18 protein-coding genes and 5 tRNA genes are annotated in these 17,161 nt (G+C 46.1%); 8 read left to right on the top strand and 15 right to left on the bottom strand.

Features of this window, described 5'->3' with window-relative positions; translation table 11 throughout:
- The first annotated feature begins 237 nt into the window (after positions 1-237).
- From BM359_RS03015 to BM359_RS03025, 3 genes are read left to right on the top strand one after another with little or no spacing between them, the layout of a single operon-like run.
- On the top strand, positions 238-2,595 hold the full coding sequence (locus BM359_RS03015; protein WP_054487831.1) for an intermembrane phospholipid transport YdbH family protein: 2,358 nt from the start codon (positions 238-240) through the stop codon (positions 2,593-2,595).
- Between the two features lie 12 nt (positions 2,596-2,607).
- Positions 2,608-2,793, top strand: coding sequence for a YnbE family lipoprotein (locus BM359_RS03020; RefSeq protein ID WP_054487833.1), 186 nt, complete (start codon positions 2,608-2,610; stop codon positions 2,791-2,793).
- 18 nt (positions 2,794-2,811) lie between these two features.
- The gene (locus tag BM359_RS03025) at positions 2,812-3,165 is read left to right on the top strand and encodes a YdbL family probable chaperone protein (protein ID WP_054487835.1); all 354 of its coding nucleotides are present in this window, start codon (positions 2,812-2,814) and stop codon (positions 3,163-3,165) included.
- Between the two features lie 220 nt (positions 3,166-3,385).
- Here the strand turns inward: BM359_RS03025 and BM359_RS03030 are convergent.
- The 10 genes from BM359_RS03030 to BM359_RS03075 all read right to left on the bottom strand — a co-directional run bounded on the left by BM359_RS03030 (position 3,386) and on the right by BM359_RS03075 (position 8,835).
- Positions 3,386-3,472 (bottom strand) — tRNA-Leu (locus BM359_RS03030).
- A gap of 25 nt (positions 3,473-3,497) precedes the next feature.
- A tRNA-Cys gene (locus BM359_RS03035) sits at positions 3,498-3,571 on the bottom strand.
- 6 nt (positions 3,572-3,577) lie between these two features.
- Positions 3,578-3,653: transfer RNA gene (locus BM359_RS03040), tRNA-Gly, on the bottom strand.
- Positions 3,654-3,692: 39 nt separating this feature from the next.
- Positions 3,693-3,768, bottom strand: a tRNA-Gly gene (locus BM359_RS03045).
- A 96-nt stretch (positions 3,769-3,864) separates the two neighbouring features.
- Positions 3,865-4,413 (bottom strand): CDP-diacylglycerol--glycerol-3-phosphate 3-phosphatidyltransferase, encoded by a 549-nt coding sequence (gene pgsA / locus BM359_RS03050; protein ID WP_054487837.1) that lies wholly within the window; start codon positions 4,411-4,413, stop codon positions 3,865-3,867.
- Positions 4,414-4,436: 23 nt separating this feature from the next.
- Complete coding sequence (uvrC, locus tag BM359_RS03055) at positions 4,437-6,275, bottom strand: excinuclease ABC subunit UvrC (RefSeq protein WP_054487839.1); 1,839 nt, start codon at positions 6,273-6,275, stop codon at positions 4,437-4,439.
- A complete protein-coding gene (locus BM359_RS03060) occupies positions 6,272-6,922 on the bottom strand; it encodes a LuxR C-terminal-related transcriptional regulator (protein ID WP_054487841.1) in 651 nt (216 codons plus the stop codon). Before BM359_RS03060 ends, uvrC begins: the two co-directional genes overlap by 4 nt.
- A gap of 210 nt (positions 6,923-7,132) precedes the next feature.
- Positions 7,133-7,726 (bottom strand): DNA-3-methyladenine glycosylase family protein, encoded by a 594-nt coding sequence (locus BM359_RS03065; RefSeq protein ID WP_054487843.1) that lies wholly within the window; start codon positions 7,724-7,726, stop codon positions 7,133-7,135.
- Positions 7,727-7,733: 7 nt separating this feature from the next.
- A complete protein-coding gene (locus tag BM359_RS03070) occupies positions 7,734-8,528 on the bottom strand; it encodes a thioesterase family protein (protein WP_054487845.1) in 795 nt (264 codons plus the stop codon).
- Positions 8,529-8,743: 215 nt separating this feature from the next.
- Positions 8,744-8,835: transfer RNA gene (locus BM359_RS03075), tRNA-Ser, on the bottom strand.
- Between the two features lie 246 nt (positions 8,836-9,081).
- On the opposite strand from BM359_RS03075, the gene BM359_RS03080 reads away from it, so the two are divergent.
- The 5 genes from BM359_RS03080 to BM359_RS03100 all read left to right on the top strand — a co-directional run bounded on the left by BM359_RS03080 (position 9,082) and on the right by BM359_RS03100 (position 11,088).
- Positions 9,082-9,750: a Bax inhibitor-1/YccA family protein gene (locus BM359_RS03080; RefSeq protein ID WP_054487847.1), complete on the top strand. Its 669-nt coding sequence runs from the start codon at positions 9,082-9,084 to the stop codon at positions 9,748-9,750.
- 69 nt (positions 9,751-9,819) lie between these two features.
- Positions 9,820-10,164 (top strand): sulfurtransferase complex subunit TusD, encoded by a 345-nt coding sequence (tusD, locus tag BM359_RS03085; protein ID WP_054487849.1) that lies wholly within the window; start codon positions 9,820-9,822, stop codon positions 10,162-10,164.
- Between the two features lie 5 nt (positions 10,165-10,169).
- The gene (locus tag BM359_RS03090) at positions 10,170-10,487 is read left to right on the top strand and encodes a DsrE family protein (RefSeq protein WP_054487851.1); all 318 of its coding nucleotides are present in this window, start codon (positions 10,170-10,172) and stop codon (positions 10,485-10,487) included.
- Positions 10,484-10,753: a hypothetical protein gene (locus BM359_RS03095; RefSeq protein ID WP_054487852.1), complete on the top strand. Its 270-nt coding sequence runs from the start codon at positions 10,484-10,486 to the stop codon at positions 10,751-10,753. The genes BM359_RS03090 and BM359_RS03095 overlap by 4 nt, the downstream gene beginning before the upstream one ends.
- A gap of 5 nt (positions 10,754-10,758) precedes the next feature.
- On the top strand, positions 10,759-11,088 hold the full coding sequence (locus BM359_RS03100; RefSeq protein WP_054487854.1) for a TusE/DsrC/DsvC family sulfur relay protein: 330 nt from the start codon (positions 10,759-10,761) through the stop codon (positions 11,086-11,088).
- Between the two features lie 8 nt (positions 11,089-11,096).
- Here BM359_RS03100 and serS read toward each other — a convergent pair whose 3' ends face one another.
- From serS to BM359_RS03125, 5 genes are read right to left on the bottom strand one after another with little or no spacing between them, the layout of a single operon-like run.
- Positions 11,097-12,389 (bottom strand): serine--tRNA ligase, encoded by a 1,293-nt coding sequence (gene serS / locus BM359_RS03105; RefSeq protein ID WP_054487856.1) that lies wholly within the window; start codon positions 12,387-12,389, stop codon positions 11,097-11,099.
- 7 nt (positions 12,390-12,396) lie between these two features.
- Positions 12,397-12,786, bottom strand: a complete 390-nt coding sequence (crcB, locus tag BM359_RS03110) for a fluoride efflux transporter CrcB (RefSeq protein ID WP_054487858.1) — start codon at positions 12,784-12,786, stop codon at positions 12,397-12,399.
- Positions 12,779-14,065 (bottom strand): replication-associated recombination protein A, encoded by a 1,287-nt coding sequence (locus tag BM359_RS03115; RefSeq protein ID WP_278354708.1) that lies wholly within the window; start codon positions 14,063-14,065, stop codon positions 12,779-12,781. Before BM359_RS03115 ends, crcB begins: the two co-directional genes overlap by 8 nt.
- A gap of 59 nt (positions 14,066-14,124) precedes the next feature.
- Positions 14,125-14,727 carry an outer membrane lipoprotein periplasmic chaperone LolA gene (lolA, locus tag BM359_RS03120; RefSeq protein WP_054487862.1) on the bottom strand — a complete coding sequence of 201 codons (603 nt, stop codon included), beginning with the start codon at positions 14,725-14,727 and terminating at the stop codon, positions 14,125-14,127.
- A gap of 4 nt (positions 14,728-14,731) precedes the next feature.
- A complete protein-coding gene (locus BM359_RS03125) occupies positions 14,732-17,116 on the bottom strand; it encodes a DNA translocase FtsK (protein ID WP_054487864.1) in 2,385 nt (794 codons plus the stop codon).
- Between the last annotated feature and the right edge of the window lie 45 nt (positions 17,117-17,161).

A 17,161-nucleotide genomic window follows, 5' to 3' on the forward strand; every position in this document is an offset into this window, starting at 1 on the left:
CTAGAAGCCAAAGAAAATAACGGGTAGACCTGAAGTCAGCGCAATTAATTATATAAACTTATGATAATTGGCACTTAGGAATAAGTGGTTCAACTATTTCTATAACAATAGAGTATACCCTCTTTATGAGCTGGTCAATTTTTATACAGAACGCTAACTTGTAGAGAACCCAAGTGCTGGTTATATTGATTAGACTACAATTGGAACTTAGCGTTTATCAAAGGGAATGATATCTGAATGAAGCTATGGCGCGTACTGCTTACAATATTAGTTATTGCATTCGCTATAGGTCTATTAGGTTATTCCTATTTGAATCAACAACTCAAATCGCTGGGTATCAGCGACTGGAGCATAGAGTTTGAACGCTTATCGATTAATCACATTGTTATTGAGCGGCTGGAGTTAACAATAGACTCATTACCAGAGTCCTCCGCAAGTCAGTCCTCAACCGTACTAAACCTAACACAGATACTCTCCGCCGAAGTGCCGGCCATAGTTCCGGAACGCTTTGATATCAAATCTCTGCGCGTAAAAGGAACATTATTACCAGAGCCAATTTCAGCGACTTTTAAGTTATTAAACCGAGAACCGCTCCAGCTAAAAGTTAACAGCCGGGAGCCTGTTACAGCCTCTCTGCAACTGACCCGAGAAAATGGCAGTCTTGATCTCTCCGCTCAACACGACAGTGCAACTTTGCAGGCAAATTACAACTATAGCTCAGGCCAGCTCACCGCCAACGCGAGCTACTTACTAGCAGCTCACCGCGTTGCAGAGAGTCTAAGCACCGGGCAAATTCCAATTAGTGCACAATGGCGAGGTAACTTTTCACCCAATACTGAATTCACAAGCCTTGAGAGCATTACATCCGCCCTTTCGGGTGAATTGTTGCTGTCGGTTAAAGATAACGCTGAAATAGTCGCGGCTGATAGCACCACCGCTGCATCGGGCAAGCTTCAGCTTAATTTGAGTAAAGGTATTATTAACTTCTATACACTTGAATTGAATGGCGAAACCAACAATCTAATGTCCTTAAACGTGCCTGAGTTGCCGGTACAATTAGAATCAGTAACCTGGCAGTTAAGTAGCAATGAGCAGCTTGCATTGCCACTGCTTAAAATTCAGCAGGCAGTAACTAAAACTCACTGGCCTGTTAGTGCCAAAGCCGTTGCTAAAGGTAAGAAAAACGAAACACTCAACCTCTCATCAGAGCTGTCCGTTGAGCAAAAACAGTGGCAATTTAACTCAGTTGATTTCGATCATTTAAACCTTCAGCTCCGCAACGTAGCGTTACCTGTCGCAGAGCAGTCATTGATTATTAATAAGCTTACAGCAGCATTCTCCGGCCAGGTTTCAAATGAGGCTGCCAAGCTCCAAAGCGTTGAGCCAACGCACATTGAGTTCTCTCACTTAAATAACGATGCTAATGCAGTCGTCAATTTCTCACATATCTTTTATCCATATTCAGAGCCTGACGACATTACCGCTGAGCTTGGTCTCAATATTCATGCCGACGCGCTTAGTTTTGATCAGCTACCTCAAATAAAGGCGGCTTTTAACAGTGACTTTAAATATCGACAGCAAAAGCTTATCGGTAACGGAGAACTTAGACTTGGCGAGCACATTCGTGTACAACATCACAGCGAAATTACAACCAACCGCTTACAAAGTAAGGTTAAAATTCACGACTTTAACTGGAAGCAAACACCACAACTCGATGCGCTACTCAAGCACTTCGCGCCTCAGGTTGTTATCAGTAAAGCGACTATTAATGGTCACGCAGACGTAAACTTCGACTGGAATGATAATCGCTGGCAGCTCGATAACGGTCAGGTCGATATTCAGCAAAGCGACTGGGTTGCGGATACTTTATCGGCGGTTGATAGTAGCCTCAACTTTCAGTTTAATGCCAATAACGAACAGCTCCATGTTAATAACGCTCAACTTTACATCGGTAGTGTGCAACAGGGATTTACGCTAGGCCCTGTAACGGCTAAGTTTGGGGCTCAAATACCCTTTTATAACCCCAAACGGTCCACGCTTAACTTAACCAGCCACAGCATAAAAGGCCTTGGCGGAAATATCAGTATTCCTAACCAAAGCTATTCTATGGCCAACAAGTTTGCACTGCCCGTTGTTTTCGAAGAAATTTCTCTGGGCGAGCTTATGCGCCAATACCCAAGTAATAAAGTCGCGATAGACGGTAATGTCTCCGGAACCATACCAGTGCACTGGGACTCTAACCAGTTTACAGTTGACCGAGGTTATTTAAATGCCCTGGCTCCCGGTGGTCACTTGCAGGTAGATTCATCGGCGTTAGTGTCGGTAGCCGGCAATAATCCCAGTTTACAGACTCTGGCCGGCGTTCTTAGTAACTTCTATTATCAGCAGCTGTCCACGGTGATCGACTATGATAAAAACGGTAAGTTGACCTTAGCCGTGAAATTAAAGGGCTCAAACCCTGAGGTAGAAAATGGACGCCCGGTAGAACTTAACGTAAATTTAGAAGAGGACTTACCTGCATTGATGAAAGGACTAACACTTAGTAACAGCTTGAACGAAGCCATTCGTAAGCGAGTACAACAGAAAATCAATTAATCAGGGGATGATATGAGACAATTGTTTTTACTAGTAAGCGTACCTTTTTTTATTTTGGGGTGTACCCCAACTGTTCAGGTAGCTGCGCCTAAAGAGCCCATTACTATCAACCTAAATGTTAAGATTGAACACCAAATTTACGTCAAAGTTGATAAAGCGCTCGACGATGTAATTTCTGAATCCAGTGGCTTATTTTAACGACAAAGGAATGCAACTATGAAATATTTACTGACGCTGCTATTAGTTACTTTTATTGGTTTATCAAGCCCGCTGGCGCAAGCACAACAGTTAGATTTGCAACAGGCAAAGGCACAATTAAGTGAAGCGAAGGAACAAGGCCTGGTGGGCGAAAAAGCTGACGGTTACCTGGGAGTAGTAGAATCGACAGAAGTTACTGAGCAAATCGTTAAGAAAATTAACGAGGCTCGCCGTAAAGAATACACCCGAATTGCTAACGAGAACGACATTGCTGTTGCCGATGTTGAGTTAGTAGCCGGAAAGCGTGCCATTGAGCTGACTAAATCAGGCCTTTACATCAATGTCGATGGAGAGTGGCGGAAGAAGCCTTAAGCGGCTTCTAAACGCTACCCTCCAGATGTCTTAGAGCGACTCCCAGTCTTGTGCTGGGTATGACGGCAGTTCTAACGGTTTTGACGGTGCTGCACGCCCTTGCTCTGCAAGGCCACAAAATGCGAGAGGAATGATTGTAAGACCAGCAATACTAGTTAAAGTTAGCTGGGGAAAACACTAAGATAGTTCAAAGGGAACTGAAGTTTAATCTAATCGGAATTGGTGCCCGGGGCCGGACTTGAACCGGCACGAAGTTACCTTCGAGGGATTTTAAATCCCTTGTGTCTACCAATTCCACCACCCGGGCACTACATAGAAGTGTTCTCGAATAATGGAGGCGGGTCCCGGAGTCGAACCGAGATCCACGGATTTGCAATCCGCTGCATAGCCATTCTGCCAACCCGCCAGAATTTGGAGCGGGAAACGAGATTCGAACTCGCGACCCCAACCTTGGCAAGGTTGTGCTCTACCAGCTGAGCTATTCCCGCGTATTGGTACTTTTTACAGTATTCTGGAAAGTCTGACGTTGGAGCGGGAAACGAGATTCGAACTCGCGACCCCAACCTTGGCAAGGTTGTGCTCTACCAGCTGAGCTATTCCCGCACCGTCATCTGCCGTGGCATTCTACTGTTTAATCATTTTCAGTCAATGACTTTTTATCAATTTAGTGACTGTTTGCGCAAATTTACGGCAAAGCTGTTATTTTCTGGTCAATTCACCCCTGGCTCCGCGTAAATATTCCCACATTGACCAAACCGTTAATACAAAGGATGCGTAGAATAAAAACATCGATAACCAATAAATATAAATATTAGCGTTCCAGAGCAATCCAATTAAGGCAATCATTTGTGCCACCGTCTTCCACTTTCCTAAATTGGAAACCGCGACTTTTGCTCTATTGCCACTTTGTGCCATCCACTCCCGCAGGGCGCTCACAATAAGCTCACGGCAAATCATTGTTAAAGCCGGAATAGTAATAAAGGCGGAGTTGTAATCTTCGACAATTACCACCAGAGCAGCAACAACCATCGCTTTATCTGCTACCGGATCAAGAAACTCACCAAACTTAGTGAATTGATTAAAGCGGCGGGCGATATAACCGTCTAACGCATCGGTAATTGCAGCTAACCAAAAAATAAATGCAGCCCAAAAGCGCGCATCTTCCATTGGCAAATAGAAAACCACCAGAAACACCGGTATCAGTACTATCCGAAAGCTGGTCAAAATATTAGGGATATTCCACTTCATTATCCGCTCATTCCTTATTGTTTTTACTCATCACGAAATGAGTAATAAATTTTTTCCGCCAATGCTCGGCTAATACCAGGTACGCTGGCAAGTTTCTCAATACTAGCGTTTTTTACCTCTTGTAATCCACCTAGATTTTTCAAGATTGTTTGTCTGCGCCTTGCCCCTACCCCTTCAATTTGTTCTAAGGTTGAGGTTTTCTTAACTTTCGCTCTTTTCTGTCTGTGTCCCGTTATAGCAAAACGATGTGATTCATCACGTATATGTTGAATCAAATGTAGCGCGCTGGCGTCTTTACTTAACGGAATAGTCTCGTGACTACCGGCCATAATTAAAGTTTCCAGTCCGGGTTTACGCGACTCTCCCTTCGCAACACCAATTAAAACCGGCGCCTCTTTGCCCCAGTCACTAAAGTAATTCTCTGCCTGGGCCAACTGTCCCTTGCCGCCGTCAATAAATAATATATCAGGTATGTTGCCTTGTTCTTTGGCGTTATCATAACGCTTAGCCAGAGCTTTTGACATTGCTGCGTAATCATCTCCCGGAGTAATGCCGGTAATATTATAGCGACGGTAGTCAGACTTTTTAGGTCCGTTTTGATCAAACACCACGCAAGAGGCTACCGTTTGTTGCCCCATAGTATGGCTAATATCAAAACATTCCATACGCTGTATGGGCACGCCGAAATCCAACACTTGTTGTAATGCCTGAGTACGACGGTTCATTGTACTTTGTTGATTTAACCGGCTTTCCAGCGCATTAACGGCATTTTTCTGAGCCAGCGACTGATACTGACGTTTATCCCCTCTCACTTTGCTTTGCAGTTTGACGGGTTGTGACAACGCATCACTCATCACTTCGGCTAATACGTTGTCCGGCTGAATATCGACGGGAAGAACCACTTCCTTTGGAATTTTGCGTCCAGCCGTATCCGACAAGTAAAACTGCAACAAAAAGGCTCTGAGCACTTCATCGTCCGGGGTATCTGTCGGCACCTTAGGAAAATAGCTACGACTGCCCTGTAAGTGGTTATCTCGGATAAAAAGCATCTGTACTGTGGTCATTCCATTACCACGCGCTAAACCAATAACGTCCAGTTCCTGCTGGCTACCGGTCACCGAGTTACGCTCCTGCGTTTTTCTTAATGCGGCAATCTGATCACGAAACCTTGCAGCCCTTTCAAAATCCAGGTTTTCACTCGCCTGCTCCATCTTGCTCATAAGCTCGTCAATAACCTGCTGGTTTTTCCCTTGCAGGAATTGCCGCGCCAAAGCCACTTGTTCGGTATATTCCTCGTCGGTACATACATTCACACAAGGCGCAAGGCATCGCTTTAACTGGTGCTGCAGGCACGGTCGGGTACGTGCACGATAATAGGTATCGTCACACTGACGAATCGGAAACAGTTTTTGTAGTAAATTTAAGCTTTCACGCACTGCTGACCCGTTTGGAAAGGGTCCAAAGTATTCACCTTTGGTACGCCGGGCACCGCGGTGAAAGCCTAGCCTGGGGTGTTGATGTGCTGTCAGAATAATGTACGGGTAAGATTTATCGTCTCGCAGCAATACGTTGTAACGAGGGCGATACTTCTTAATAAAGGAGTTTTCGAGTATTAAAGCTTCAGCTTCGGTATTGGTTACGGTGACATCCATAGAAGCAATTTGCTTAACCATGACCTGAGTCTTTACCCGATCAACTTTATCGCGAAAGTAGCTGGATACGCGTTTTTTTAAGTCTTTTGCTTTACCAACATAGATTACGTCACCCGACTCATCGTACATGCGGTATACACCGGGTTGATGAGTCAAGTGACGAAGAAAGCTGTCGCTGTCAAAATGTTTCTGTGTATTACCTTCCGTCATCTACCTTCAAACTGAATTAGGTCGACAAGACCGTGCTGAATTGCAAGATGAGACAATTGTACATCACCATCGATACCGAGTTTAGAGAAAATACGATAACGGAAAGTATTAATTGTTTTACTACTGATACACAGATGCCGGGCGATTTCTCTGACACGAATACCACGACTGAGCATTTGCGCAACTTGCAACTCGCGTTCACTGAGCATATCAACCATGCTTTTCTGTTTCTGAGAACGTGGGTTTTGCGCCAAATATGCCGCTACCGGAGCCGCGACATAAACATTGCCCTGCTTTAATGACCGAATTGCCTGAACTAAATCGGAGCTGTTACATGAGTCAAGCAAGTAGCCATCGACAACACTGATACCACACTGAAAATCCAGTATATCCTGCTGGTTTCTTCCCCACACAATGAGCTTTAAGTCGCAATGACGCCTTTTTAGACGCCGCCAGTGCTCAACTGTAGCGGCCCCGCCCAGTTGGCTGCAAAGTACCACCACAGCATCTTCATATTCATAACACGTGCGACGCAAGTCAGCTATTCCCGTAACAGTCAGCACCGTGTCGCTAAAGTGCTGCTGTAAAACAGAGGCCATACCGGCACTTATAATTGGATTGGGAATTGCTAATATAATACGGTTCATAGGTTACATTCCTTATTTGTATACCTTGTTGGTCATCCTTATTAGTTTAAATCCGTACCGCCCTGCCCGAATTCGCGTCGCATATTCTGAGCTTTTAACGACGATAACAAGTTGCTTTTACAGAATTTTACAAAAGCTCGGAAAAAGCCAGTTTGAGGGTGTGGTAATAGCTATTAAAGACAAGTCAAAGGTGGAGTTTTTGAATAGAGATTACAAGCGGGCCTGGTCCAGCATATCCCACAAATAACAAGCCAGGTAGCTTCTGTAGGGTTGAGCCCTTTCCGGAATAATTAGAATATCCTGATCTTTTAAAAGACTCATAGCTTTACGAAGCGAGCTGTCCTGAATTGGGAAAAGATCCTGATGGGCAAAGTGGAACATCGCTAAAATAGAAGCAGTCCACGGACCAACCCCCTTTAGCCGGGTGACATCGGTAATTAACTCTTTCGACCCCATGCCAGACCACGACTGTACCCTATCCGGTTCTTTTTGCTGACATTGTGCAACACTACTAATAGCGGCAGCTTTGGTGCGGCTAACACCGCACCCCATAAGCTCTTCGACCGGAAGATAAGCGATACCTCCGGCACCAAGTGATTTAGCCTTTTGCTCAGCCCTTTCAATGATGGTTGCCGACGCTTTCAACGACAGCATTTGACGGATAATGATCCGGGGTAATGCCTCAATAACCGGCATATTTGAAGGGGCCAGCAACTCTCGTGACGGTAACTGTAACAACAGCAAATCGATACCCGGTTGAGTATCGATAAGGTGCTGTCGGATTATTTCAGGTGTTGTTTCCATAAACCTATTATGCGAACACAGTGAAGCTCTGTCGACTAATAGCTAACAATTTCCCTTCCTCACTCCATAAGCCTGCTCTACTGTGGCCATACCCTTGTTCAGCATGCTCAATAAAAGCTTCGTACTGAAACCAGTCGTTGGTGTTAAATTCGTCCAGGGGGAGATCCGGAAATTCGATAGTCCAGGTAAGTGACGAAGCCGGCGCGGGGCTATCCAGGTGAGGGAGCACCGCAGGTGGCCAGGCATCAACTAACGCCAAAACTGCTGCTGTGGTCAGTTCTTGCTGCTCTTTACGAAAGCGTATCCAGCCACCAAAGGTTCGACCCGGCTGCCCACTAAATGGCATACCACCGGAAGTAATACGGTAATCAAAGTTTTTTGCAAATTCAGGAACAATATCGGCTTCAGGTAAGCCAGGACCGTCATTAATTGTTTTTAAGTCAGGCGGTGTTTCACCGCTAACCGATACAGAGGATGAGCGCCCTTTACCTAAGCTGGCTAATCCAGCTAACATGACTTCGTCATTTTGTGTTATTTCAACCGACACCTGCAACACAGAAGATCCCTGTCTTAATACCCGATAACTTAACGTTGCATCCCCTGGTGTCGCCGGCGCGACAAAAGAAATAGCGAAGCTCCGCAAATGGTAATCTCCCGGGAACTGTCGCAATAGAAACTGTGCAGCTAAAGCCGCACTAAAACCACCAAAAAATGCCCTACCCTGTGCCCAGCCTTCCGGTAGCTTAATGGTTTGATTGTTTTTGTCGTTTTCTATTAACGCTAAAGTCTCGTGAAACAGCATGACGCTTCCCTGTTAAACAGTTGTTTGAATTAGCTATTAAGAATACCAATTATCACCATGATGACAAAGGATGTTATTAACAAAACCAAATAAACCGCGTTACTAGCATAAAGGTTTTATAAACATATCAGCGAAGGAGGAGTTGTCGAATAACTCTGGAGGTGTGTAAAAAGCAAAAAAGCCCAACTCAAGGAGCTGGGCTTTTTTGCTAAATTTGGCGGAGAGGGAGGGATTCGAACCCCCGGTGGGAATGAACCCACGCCTGATTTCAAGTCAGGTGCATTCAACCGAGCTCTGCCACCTCTCCGTATTGTTTGTTCTCTTCAACTGCGTCGTTGAGAACGAAGCGAATATTAAAGACCTAAATTACGCTTGTAAAGGAAAAATTTGAACAAAGTGTCCGTTTGGGCGTTTATTAGACAAACTGAACGTTTTTCGCTAGAAATTACCCTTTAATTTCCTACCCAAGGCCCCCATTAATGCTGTAGTATTTAGGAAACTTTTTAAATAAAAAACCGTCTTAACAGACAGTAAGTTCAACACGGAGAAATCTATGAACAATCGCAGTCAGACTTATGTCGGTCAGAACGAATCGACGCTGGCCGTTAATAAGGTACTACGCAACACTTATACATTATTGGCAATGACACTGGCTTTCAGTGCTGTTGTTGCAACTATCAGCACTATGATGAACTTACCTTATCCGGGCCTCATCATTACTTTAGTTGCCTACTTTGGTTTGCTTTTTGGTATTCACAAGACCAAAGATAGCGGCATGGGTATTGTATTAACCTTCGCTCTAACTGGCTTTTTAGGTTATACCCTCGGTCCTATCCTCAATATGGCACTATCAATGCCTGGAGGCGGCGAAATGGTTGCTACTGCCCTCGGCGGCACAGCCCTGACGTTCTTTGCAACTTCAGCCTATGTCTTAACCACTAAAAAGGACATGTCTAAATTAGGTGGCCTGGTTACTGCCGGTATTATCATGGTCTTTGTAGCGATAATAGCTAACCTGTTCTTCCAGTTGCCAGCATTACAGCTTGCAATCTCTGCTATCATGATTCCATTAATGGCTATGTTGATTATGTGGCAGACCAGCGACATCATTAACGGTGGCGAGCGCAACTACATCCTCGCAACAGTGACTTTGTATGTCTCAATTTATAACTTATTCCTTAGCATGCTACAGCTGCTAATGGCGTTTGGCGGCGACGAATAAAAGCGACTGCCTACAGGGTTACAATAAACGCCCCGCCATGCGGGGCGTTTTTGTTTAAAGTGAGTATTTATGGCCAAAATAACGCTCATAGTTCAAAACAGTGCTGAAGAACAGCTAAAGTCTCAGGAAGCTTTATCCTTTGCTCTCGCTGCAATTAACGGCGGCCATGAGATTGCTTGTATCTTTTTCTACCGGGAAGCCGTGAATCATGCACTACTGACAACACCGGTTGAAAATAAAGCTTTAATAAATCAATGGGAAGCAATGAGCCGTCAGCATAATGTCCCCTTAGTGGTGTGTCACACGGTAGCAGAGCGTAAAGGAATTGAAGAGTTCCACCCAAGTTTTCAAGCTTCGGGCTTGACCGCTCTGGCAACAGCTATTGCCAACAGTGACCGGACTTTACAATTTTAACCATTATGAAAAAAATCGCTATTTTACAATGCAGTTCAGACACTAACGCAGCAACAGAGGCCTTAGATGTCGCTTTATCGCTGGCAAGCTTTGATCACCCTGTTCAGCTCATACTGGCAGGCGAAGCAGTTAACTGCCTACTCAATAGCCCTTCAAAGCGTTACGGCATGCTGGAGCTACTCGATGCAGAACCTATCGCTATAAGCTCAGAGTCTACAATTAACATAGACGCTCTGCCGGATTCGTTAGACACAGTAATTATTTCTGCAAATGAACTAAAGCAGCACCTGGATCAATTTGACGAGGTTCTACACTTCTCATGACATCTACCCTGCACTGGTTAAGAAATACGGCACTAACTCAATGGTTAGCACAGTACAGTCATTTACTCGGCAATAGGGACGCTCTGCTTATTTCCGGGGAACAACTGGGTCAGTTACCTGATAAACAGCCTGTAAAGCAGTCAATATATGCCAGAAAAAATGACGCTGAGTGTTTAGGAAATACCTTACCAACTTATGTCATGTTAAAATCTGACGAAGAGTGGGTTGAACTGGTTCTCAGTTTTCAGCAGCAAATTACCTGGTAGTCCGCATGATTGAATTTAACGGTAAAACATACGAAACCGACAAGCACGAGTATTTAGCCAATATTGATGACTGGAATGAAGAGCTGGCCCTGCATATTGCGGAGCTTGAAAACATTGATATGACACCGGCACACTGGGAAGTTGTCAATTTTGTACAAGACTTTTACCGAGAATTCGATACCAGTCCGGCTATGCGTGTTTTGGTGAAAGCCATGAAAAAGCAGCTGGGAGAAGATAAAGGCAACAGTCGTTACCTTTACAAATTGTTCCCGAAAGGCCCGGCTAAGCAGGCCACACGAATTGCGGGCCTGCCGAAACCGGCTAAATGCATTTAGGGTTAACCTTAGCCCTTAATAACTTCAAGGCCACCCATATAAGGCCGCAGGGCTTCAGGCACAACTATTGAGCCGTCTTCCTGTTGGTAGTTCTCCAGTACAGCGACTAACGCCCGGCCTACTGCCAGTCCAGAGCCATTTAGTGTGTGCATAAGCTCTGGTTTTTTCGCACCCTTGCGGCGAAAACGAGCCTGCATACGACGTGCCTGAAAGTCCTGCATATTTGAGCAAGAGCTGATTTCACGGTACGCCTGTTGCGCTGGTAACCATACTTCTAAATCGTAAGTTTTAGCGGCGCCAAAGCCCATGTCGCCGGTGCAAAGCAATACCTTACGATACGGCAGTTCCAGCTTTTGCAGCACAGTCTCGGCATGCCCCGTCAGTTGCTCTAACGCATCCATTGACGCTTCCGGTTTCACTAACCAGACAAGCTCGACTTTATCAAACTGATGCTGACGAATAAGGCCTCGGGTGTCACGACCATGAGAACCAGCCTCGCTGCGGAAACACGGTGTATGCGCCGTAAATTTAAGCGGCAGTTCGTCTTCGTCGGCTATCTCGTCACGGTATAGGTTCGTTAACGGTACTTCGGCCGTTGGAATCAATGACATTGGTATTTGGTCTTGTGACTCGCCTTCAATGTGGAATAAGTCTTTACCAAATTTAGGTAACTGCCCTGTTCCCAGCAAAGAATCCTGATTCACCATATAAGGCACGTAGGTTTCCAGGTAACCGTGCTCTTGTGTGTGTAAATCCAGCATGAACTGAGTCAGCGCACGATGCAGACGAGCAATGCCACCACGCATAACCACAAAGCGCGCACCGGTTAATTTCGCTGCAGCTTCAAAGTCCATGCCTTTGGCTAACGCTTCGCCAAGATCAACGTGATCTTTTACTTCAAAGTCGAACGACTTAGGTTCGCCCCAGGTCAGTACTTCCTGGTTTTCACTCTCGTCTTCACCTTGCGGCACTTCGTCTGCCGGCAGGTTAGGGACACCCAGAATAATGTCGTTTAGTTCATCCTGAATGGCTTTAAGTTCTTCTTTTGCGCTATCCAGCTGGTCACCTAAATCACTCACCGCATCCAGTAACGGCTGTATATCTTCACCCGCTGCTTTCGCTTTACCAATCGCTTTGGAGCGACTGTTACGTTCAGCCTGAAGTTGTTCAGTACGTACCTGTACCTCTTTACGTTGTTCTTCAAGCTTGCTGAGTTTAGCAACGTCTAAGTCGAAGCCTCTTTTAGCAAGTGCTTTTGCGGTATTGTCTAATTCCTCACGGAAGTATTTAGCGTCTAGCATGAGTGTCCTATTTAACCGTTGTTGAGTACAACATCATTGCTGCAACAACAGCAGCAATACAGATAATTACGTTTAAGCCTATGTGTAAGGCGGCTTTTAGCATTTCGCCCTGGCTGGCAAGCGTCACAACCTCAACCGAGAACGTTGAAAAGGTTGTAAATGCCCCTAAAACCCCAACACCAAGGAATAAGCGGGTTGTCTCTGACACGGATTGTTGTTGCCCATACGCCAGTAACAGCCCCAATAAAAACGAGCCTAATATGTTAACGGTCAGCGTCGCAAAAGGGAATGCCCGCAGCCCAAATGATTGCATTGCAAGGCCAATAGCGTAACGTCCCGAGGCGCCAATGGCTCCGCCGGCAGCAACGCAGAAAAAATGCAGCAGTAGGTTATTCATCGGGCTCCCTTTTCCAGTCTGACTTAGCATCCATATCTTGTAGCCAGCGCAGCTTTTCCTGCAACTTAATTTCTAAGCCGCGCGGCTCGGGCTGATAAAATTGCGTTTCAGCCAGTTCTGACGGTAAATAACGTTCACCGGGCACATAAGCATTTGGGTAGTTGTGCGCATATTGGTAATCAGCACCGTAGCCCTGCTCTTTATGCACTTTGGTGGGTGCATTGCGTAGGTGTTCCGGTACCGGCGCGTCGCTGTGCTCTTTTGCCGCCCTGAGTGCCCCTTTAAAAGCATTGTACACCGCATTACTCTTAGCGGCACAAGCACAATAAATAACGGCCTGAGCTATGGCTCTTTCGCCCTCTGCCGGCCCTACTCTGTGATACGTATCCCAGGCGTTTAACGCTAACTGCAGGGCTCTTGGGTCAGCATTACCAATATCTTCAGAGGCAATAGCCAATAACCTACGTGCTATAACCAGAGCGTCACCGCCGCCTGTTAATAAGCGCGCGTACCAATATAAGGCACCGTCTGGTGAAGAGCCTCGTACCGATTTATGAAACGCCGATAGAATATCGTAATAATGGTCACCCTGATGATCGAATGCGGTTGCCTTTTCGCCAATAGCGGCGGTAATTAGCTCAGGCGTAATAGGCTGGCTGCTGCTTTCAACAAAGTCGGCCACTACTTCAAGGTAATTCAGCAACCGTCGAGCGTCGCCACCGGCTAAGTCCAGCAGCTTTGCCCGGGCTTCACCTTCTAACCTTAATCCCCGCTGACCCAGGCCCCGCTCTGTATCTTTCAGCGCTCTGTTTAAGGCTAGCTCAAGGTCTGCTTTTGAAAGCCCCTGCAAGCGATAAACCCGTGCACGCGATAACAACGCATTGTTTAATTCAAAGCCGGGGTTCTCTGTCGTCGCGCCAACAAATACAATAGTACCGTCTTCAATATGCGGTAAAAATGCGTCCTGCTGGCTTTTATTAAAACGGTGCACCTCGTCGACAAACAAAATAGTTCGGCGCCCCTGCTGTTGGGCAACCTGCTTTGCTTCTTCAATGGCTTGTCTTATGTCTTTTACACCGGAGGTAACCGCACTGATACGACTGACAGTAGCATTGGCGGTAGTGGCGATGAGCTCAGCTAAGGTGGTTTTACCGGTACCCGGAGGCCCCCAGAGAATCATTGAATGCAAATGACCTTGTTCAACCGCCACTCGCAGCGGCTTTCCGGGGGCTAATAAATGCTGTTGCCCGACATACTCCTCAATAGTTTGCGGACGCATGCGCGCCGCAAGAGGTTTGAAATCAGGCTGAAAGTCTAAATCAAGGCTGGCCACAACAGTTAACTTTGGTCGTCAACATCAACGCCGTCAGGCACGTCAAAAACGAATTGCTCATCATCAATACTTTCGTTTAAAACAACGTCACTTAACATCAGCTCGGTGCGTTCACCTTGTGCCTGAACCATCGTTATCTCTTTTAACTTTTCATCGGAGAAAAGAAGCTCAAGCTTCCGACCATTGGTTTCATGCTCAACGAAATAACGTCCTGCTTCTGAACTCACGCTATAGTTTTCCCATTGCTTGCCATTGCTGTCCAGCACCAACAATAACGGACTGTCATCCACCATGTCCTGCTGTGCATAGACAGTGACTTGCTCGACAAATGGGTTGTAGTACCAAACCTTAGTACCATTAGCGATCATTACACTCTCATCCGGCTCTTTAGTATGCCAGTAAAGGCTTGCCGGACGCTTTAGCTTTAATGTGCCACTAAGGTTTTGCAATACACTGCCCTGCTCGTCTCTCACCTTTTGCTGAAAGTCGGCAGATAGGCTTTGCGTTTGTTTCAGGAGTTTCTGTAACTCATGCTTATCTGACTCAGACTCTGAAGCAAATGCGCTAAAAGAAACGGCCATAATCATGGTAAATACAACTGCTTTCATGAATTTAATCCCTTGGAGCTCTTGGGGCCAACACTTCGCGCTGGCCATTGTTACCGGCACTGGTTACGACACCGGACATTTCCATTTGTTCGACAATGCGTGCAGCGCGATTATAACCAATACGGAATTTCCGCTGTACACTGGACACAGATACTCGTTGAGTTTCGGTCACGAAAGCAACAGCTTCGTCATAAAGCGGATCGGACTCTGCGTCATCCATTTCTTGTTGCTCACCCGGCAGTAAACCCTCTTCACCCTGGTCGCCGGACAGTATTTCTTCCAAATAATTTGGTCGACCGCGTTTCTTCCAGTCTTTAACCACGGCATGCACTTCGTGATCATCAACAAAGGCTCCGTGAACACGCACCGGAGAACCACTTCCCGGCGGTAAATAGAGCATGTCACCCTGACCTAAAAGCTGATCGGCCCCCGGTTGGTCGAGGATAGTACGGGAATCCACTTTGGAGGACACCTGAAACGCAATACGGGTTGGGATGTTAGCTTTTATCAAACCAGTAATAACATCCACTGACGGGCGCTGTGTTGCCAAAATAAGATGGATACCAGCGGCTCGGGCCTTTTGAGCTATGCGAGCAATGAGCTCTTCTACTTTTTTGCCAACAATCATCATCATGTCGGCGAATTCATCAATGACAACAACTATGTTCGGCAACTTCTCTAACACCGGTGGCAACTCATCCATAGAGTCACCCGGTTTCCAGATAGGATCCCGCAGCGGTTCGCCGGCTTTTTCTGCCGCTTTAACTTTGGCGTTATAGCCTTTTAAGTTACGCACACCTAATGCTGACATTAACTTATAACGACGCTCCATTTCGCCGACACACCAGCGTAAAGAGTTTGCCGCATCTTTCATGTCAGTCACAACTTCTGTCAGCAAGTGTGGAATACCCTCGTAGACAGACAACTCGAGCATTTTCGGGTCAATCATAATGAGTCGGACATCTTCCGGTGTGCTCTTATAAAGCAAGCTCAGAATCATCACGTTGACACCAACGGACTTACCTGAACCTGTCGTACCTGCGACCAGGAGGTGCGGCATTTTAGCTAAGTCCACAACCACAGGCTTACCCGCAATGTCTTTACCTAAAATCATTGTCAGTGGCGAGTCGCTGTTCGTGAATTGATCGCTGTTGATCACCTCACTCAGCTGTACAATTTCACGATGCTTATTCGGAAGCTCCAGCCCCACATAAGACTTGCCGGGTATCACCTCGACTACCCGCACCGCAACAGCGGACAACGTACGAGCAATATCTTTTGCTAAATTCGATATTTTCGAAACCTTAACCCCCGGCGCTAAGTCAAGCTCAAACCGGGTGATAACAGGTCCCGGCTGAACGTGGGCTACACGAACATCAACGCCAAACTCTTTTAAGACGGTTTCAACCGTACGTGACACTTGATCAAGTTCTTCCTGGGTAATGGGGTTGTCTTTTTTGTTTGGCCGGTCCAGAAGCTCTATCGACGGTAAAGGAGGAAGCAATTCGCCTTCGTCTGTACCATCGCTTTCCGGCTCTTTTGTTTTTGGTGTTGCCGGTTCGCTACTGTTTGTTTTTTTCTTCGCAGCTTGTTTGCTGAACCGTGGTGCACCACTCTCATCATGCTCATCATGCTCATCATCGACAGAGTTTATCGACGGCAGGCTCAATACCGGCTCTTGTTTATCCGCGCCAAATAAGTCGCTGGTTAAGCTCGAAGCGCTTTTTTCTTCCAGCGCTTGCTCTCGCTTTTCATTGTAGGTTTCGTCATTTTCACTATCTGATGCTTCTGTGCTACCTCGGCTATTCCATAGAACTTTTGCCTTTTCTATCAGCCATAAAACACCGTCAATAACCCACTCACCTAATTTGTCTGCAACCTGCAACCAGCTTATTCCGGTAACTAAGGTTACTCCGGTAAAAAAGAAAGTCAGTAGCAGTAAGGTGGTACCCACAAAATTCAAATACGGCAATAATGAAGCGGCGATAACGTCGCCAATGACGCCACCGGCTGAAAAGTAATAAATATCATCGAAGTTAATGGAAGACAGCGCAGAAGCGCCAATCAGCGCGAGCATTGCGCCAATCATACGTAAACTGACTGCCAGGTAATCCATTTCCAGCAGTTGGTAGGTTTTTCGGAATAATAAGTAGCCTACACCGACAAAGCCAAAAGGAATAAGATAGGCCACAAAGCCAAAAGCAAATAGAAGGACATCGGCCACCCACGCGCCTACGGCTCCACCCGCATTATGTATGCTTCCTTCATAACCTGTTTGTGACCAACTGGGATCAGCCGGGTTAAAGCTCACCAATGACAAAAAAATGAAAATGGCTAGCGCACCACTTATTAGCAACCCTGCTTCTAAAACTCTTTGTACACCTGTCATTATCTTATTGCAGCGCCTTCGTTAATATTATTATTGGTATTCATT

This window comes from Idiomarina abyssalis (genome assembly GCF_900116625.1).
Taxonomy (GTDB): Bacteria; Pseudomonadota; Gammaproteobacteria; order Enterobacterales; family Alteromonadaceae; genus Idiomarina; species Idiomarina abyssalis.

What these genes read in the sequence shown, in the direction of transcription:
- pgsA (WP_054487837.1), bottom strand. Translation starts at nt 4,413, where the DNA reads ATGAAGTGGAATATCCCTAATATTTTGACCAGCTTTCGGATAGTACTG.
- BM359_RS03020 (WP_054487833.1), top strand. Translation starts at nt 2,608, where the DNA reads ATGAGACAATTGTTTTTACTAGTAAGCGTACCTTTTTTTATTTTGGGG.
- BM359_RS03070 (WP_054487845.1), bottom strand. Translation starts at nt 8,528, where the DNA reads ATGCTGTTTCACGAGACTTTAGCGTTAATAGAAAACGACAAAAACAAT.
- BM359_RS03015 (WP_054487831.1), top strand. Translation starts at nt 238, where the DNA reads ATGAAGCTATGGCGCGTACTGCTTACAATATTAGTTATTGCATTCGCT.
- BM359_RS03065 (WP_054487843.1), bottom strand. Translation starts at nt 7,726, where the DNA reads ATGGAAACAACACCTGAAATAATCCGACAGCACCTTATCGATACTCAA.
- BM359_RS03115 (WP_278354708.1), bottom strand. Translation starts at nt 14,065, where the DNA reads ATGCGTCCGCAAACTATTGAGGAGTATGTCGGGCAACAGCATTTATTA.
- crcB (WP_054487858.1), bottom strand. Translation starts at nt 12,786, where the DNA reads ATGAATAACCTACTGCTGCATTTTTTCTGCGTTGCTGCCGGCGGAGCC.
- BM359_RS03080 (WP_054487847.1), top strand. Translation starts at nt 9,082, where the DNA reads ATGAACAATCGCAGTCAGACTTATGTCGGTCAGAACGAATCGACGCTG.
- BM359_RS03095 (WP_054487852.1), top strand. Translation starts at nt 10,484, where the DNA reads ATGACATCTACCCTGCACTGGTTAAGAAATACGGCACTAACTCAATGG.
- BM359_RS03025 (WP_054487835.1), top strand. Translation starts at nt 2,812, where the DNA reads ATGAAATATTTACTGACGCTGCTATTAGTTACTTTTATTGGTTTATCA.
- BM359_RS03090 (WP_054487851.1), top strand. Translation starts at nt 10,170, where the DNA reads ATGAAAAAAATCGCTATTTTACAATGCAGTTCAGACACTAACGCAGCA.
- BM359_RS03060 (WP_054487841.1), bottom strand. Translation starts at nt 6,922, where the DNA reads ATGAACCGTATTATATTAGCAATTCCCAATCCAATTATAAGTGCCGGT.
- tusD (WP_054487849.1), top strand. Translation starts at nt 9,820, where the DNA reads ATGGCCAAAATAACGCTCATAGTTCAAAACAGTGCTGAAGAACAGCTA.
- uvrC (WP_054487839.1), bottom strand. Translation starts at nt 6,275, where the DNA reads ATGACGGAAGGTAATACACAGAAACATTTTGACAGCGACAGCTTTCTT.
- BM359_RS03100 (WP_054487854.1), top strand. Translation starts at nt 10,759, where the DNA reads ATGATTGAATTTAACGGTAAAACATACGAAACCGACAAGCACGAGTAT.
- lolA (WP_054487862.1), bottom strand. Translation starts at nt 14,727, where the DNA reads ATGAAAGCAGTTGTATTTACCATGATTATGGCCGTTTCTTTTAGCGCA.
- BM359_RS03125 (WP_054487864.1), bottom strand. Translation starts at nt 17,116, where the DNA reads ATGACAGGTGTACAAAGAGTTTTAGAAGCAGGGTTGCTAATAAGTGGT.
- serS (WP_054487856.1), bottom strand. Translation starts at nt 12,389, where the DNA reads ATGCTAGACGCTAAATACTTCCGTGAGGAATTAGACAATACCGCAAAA.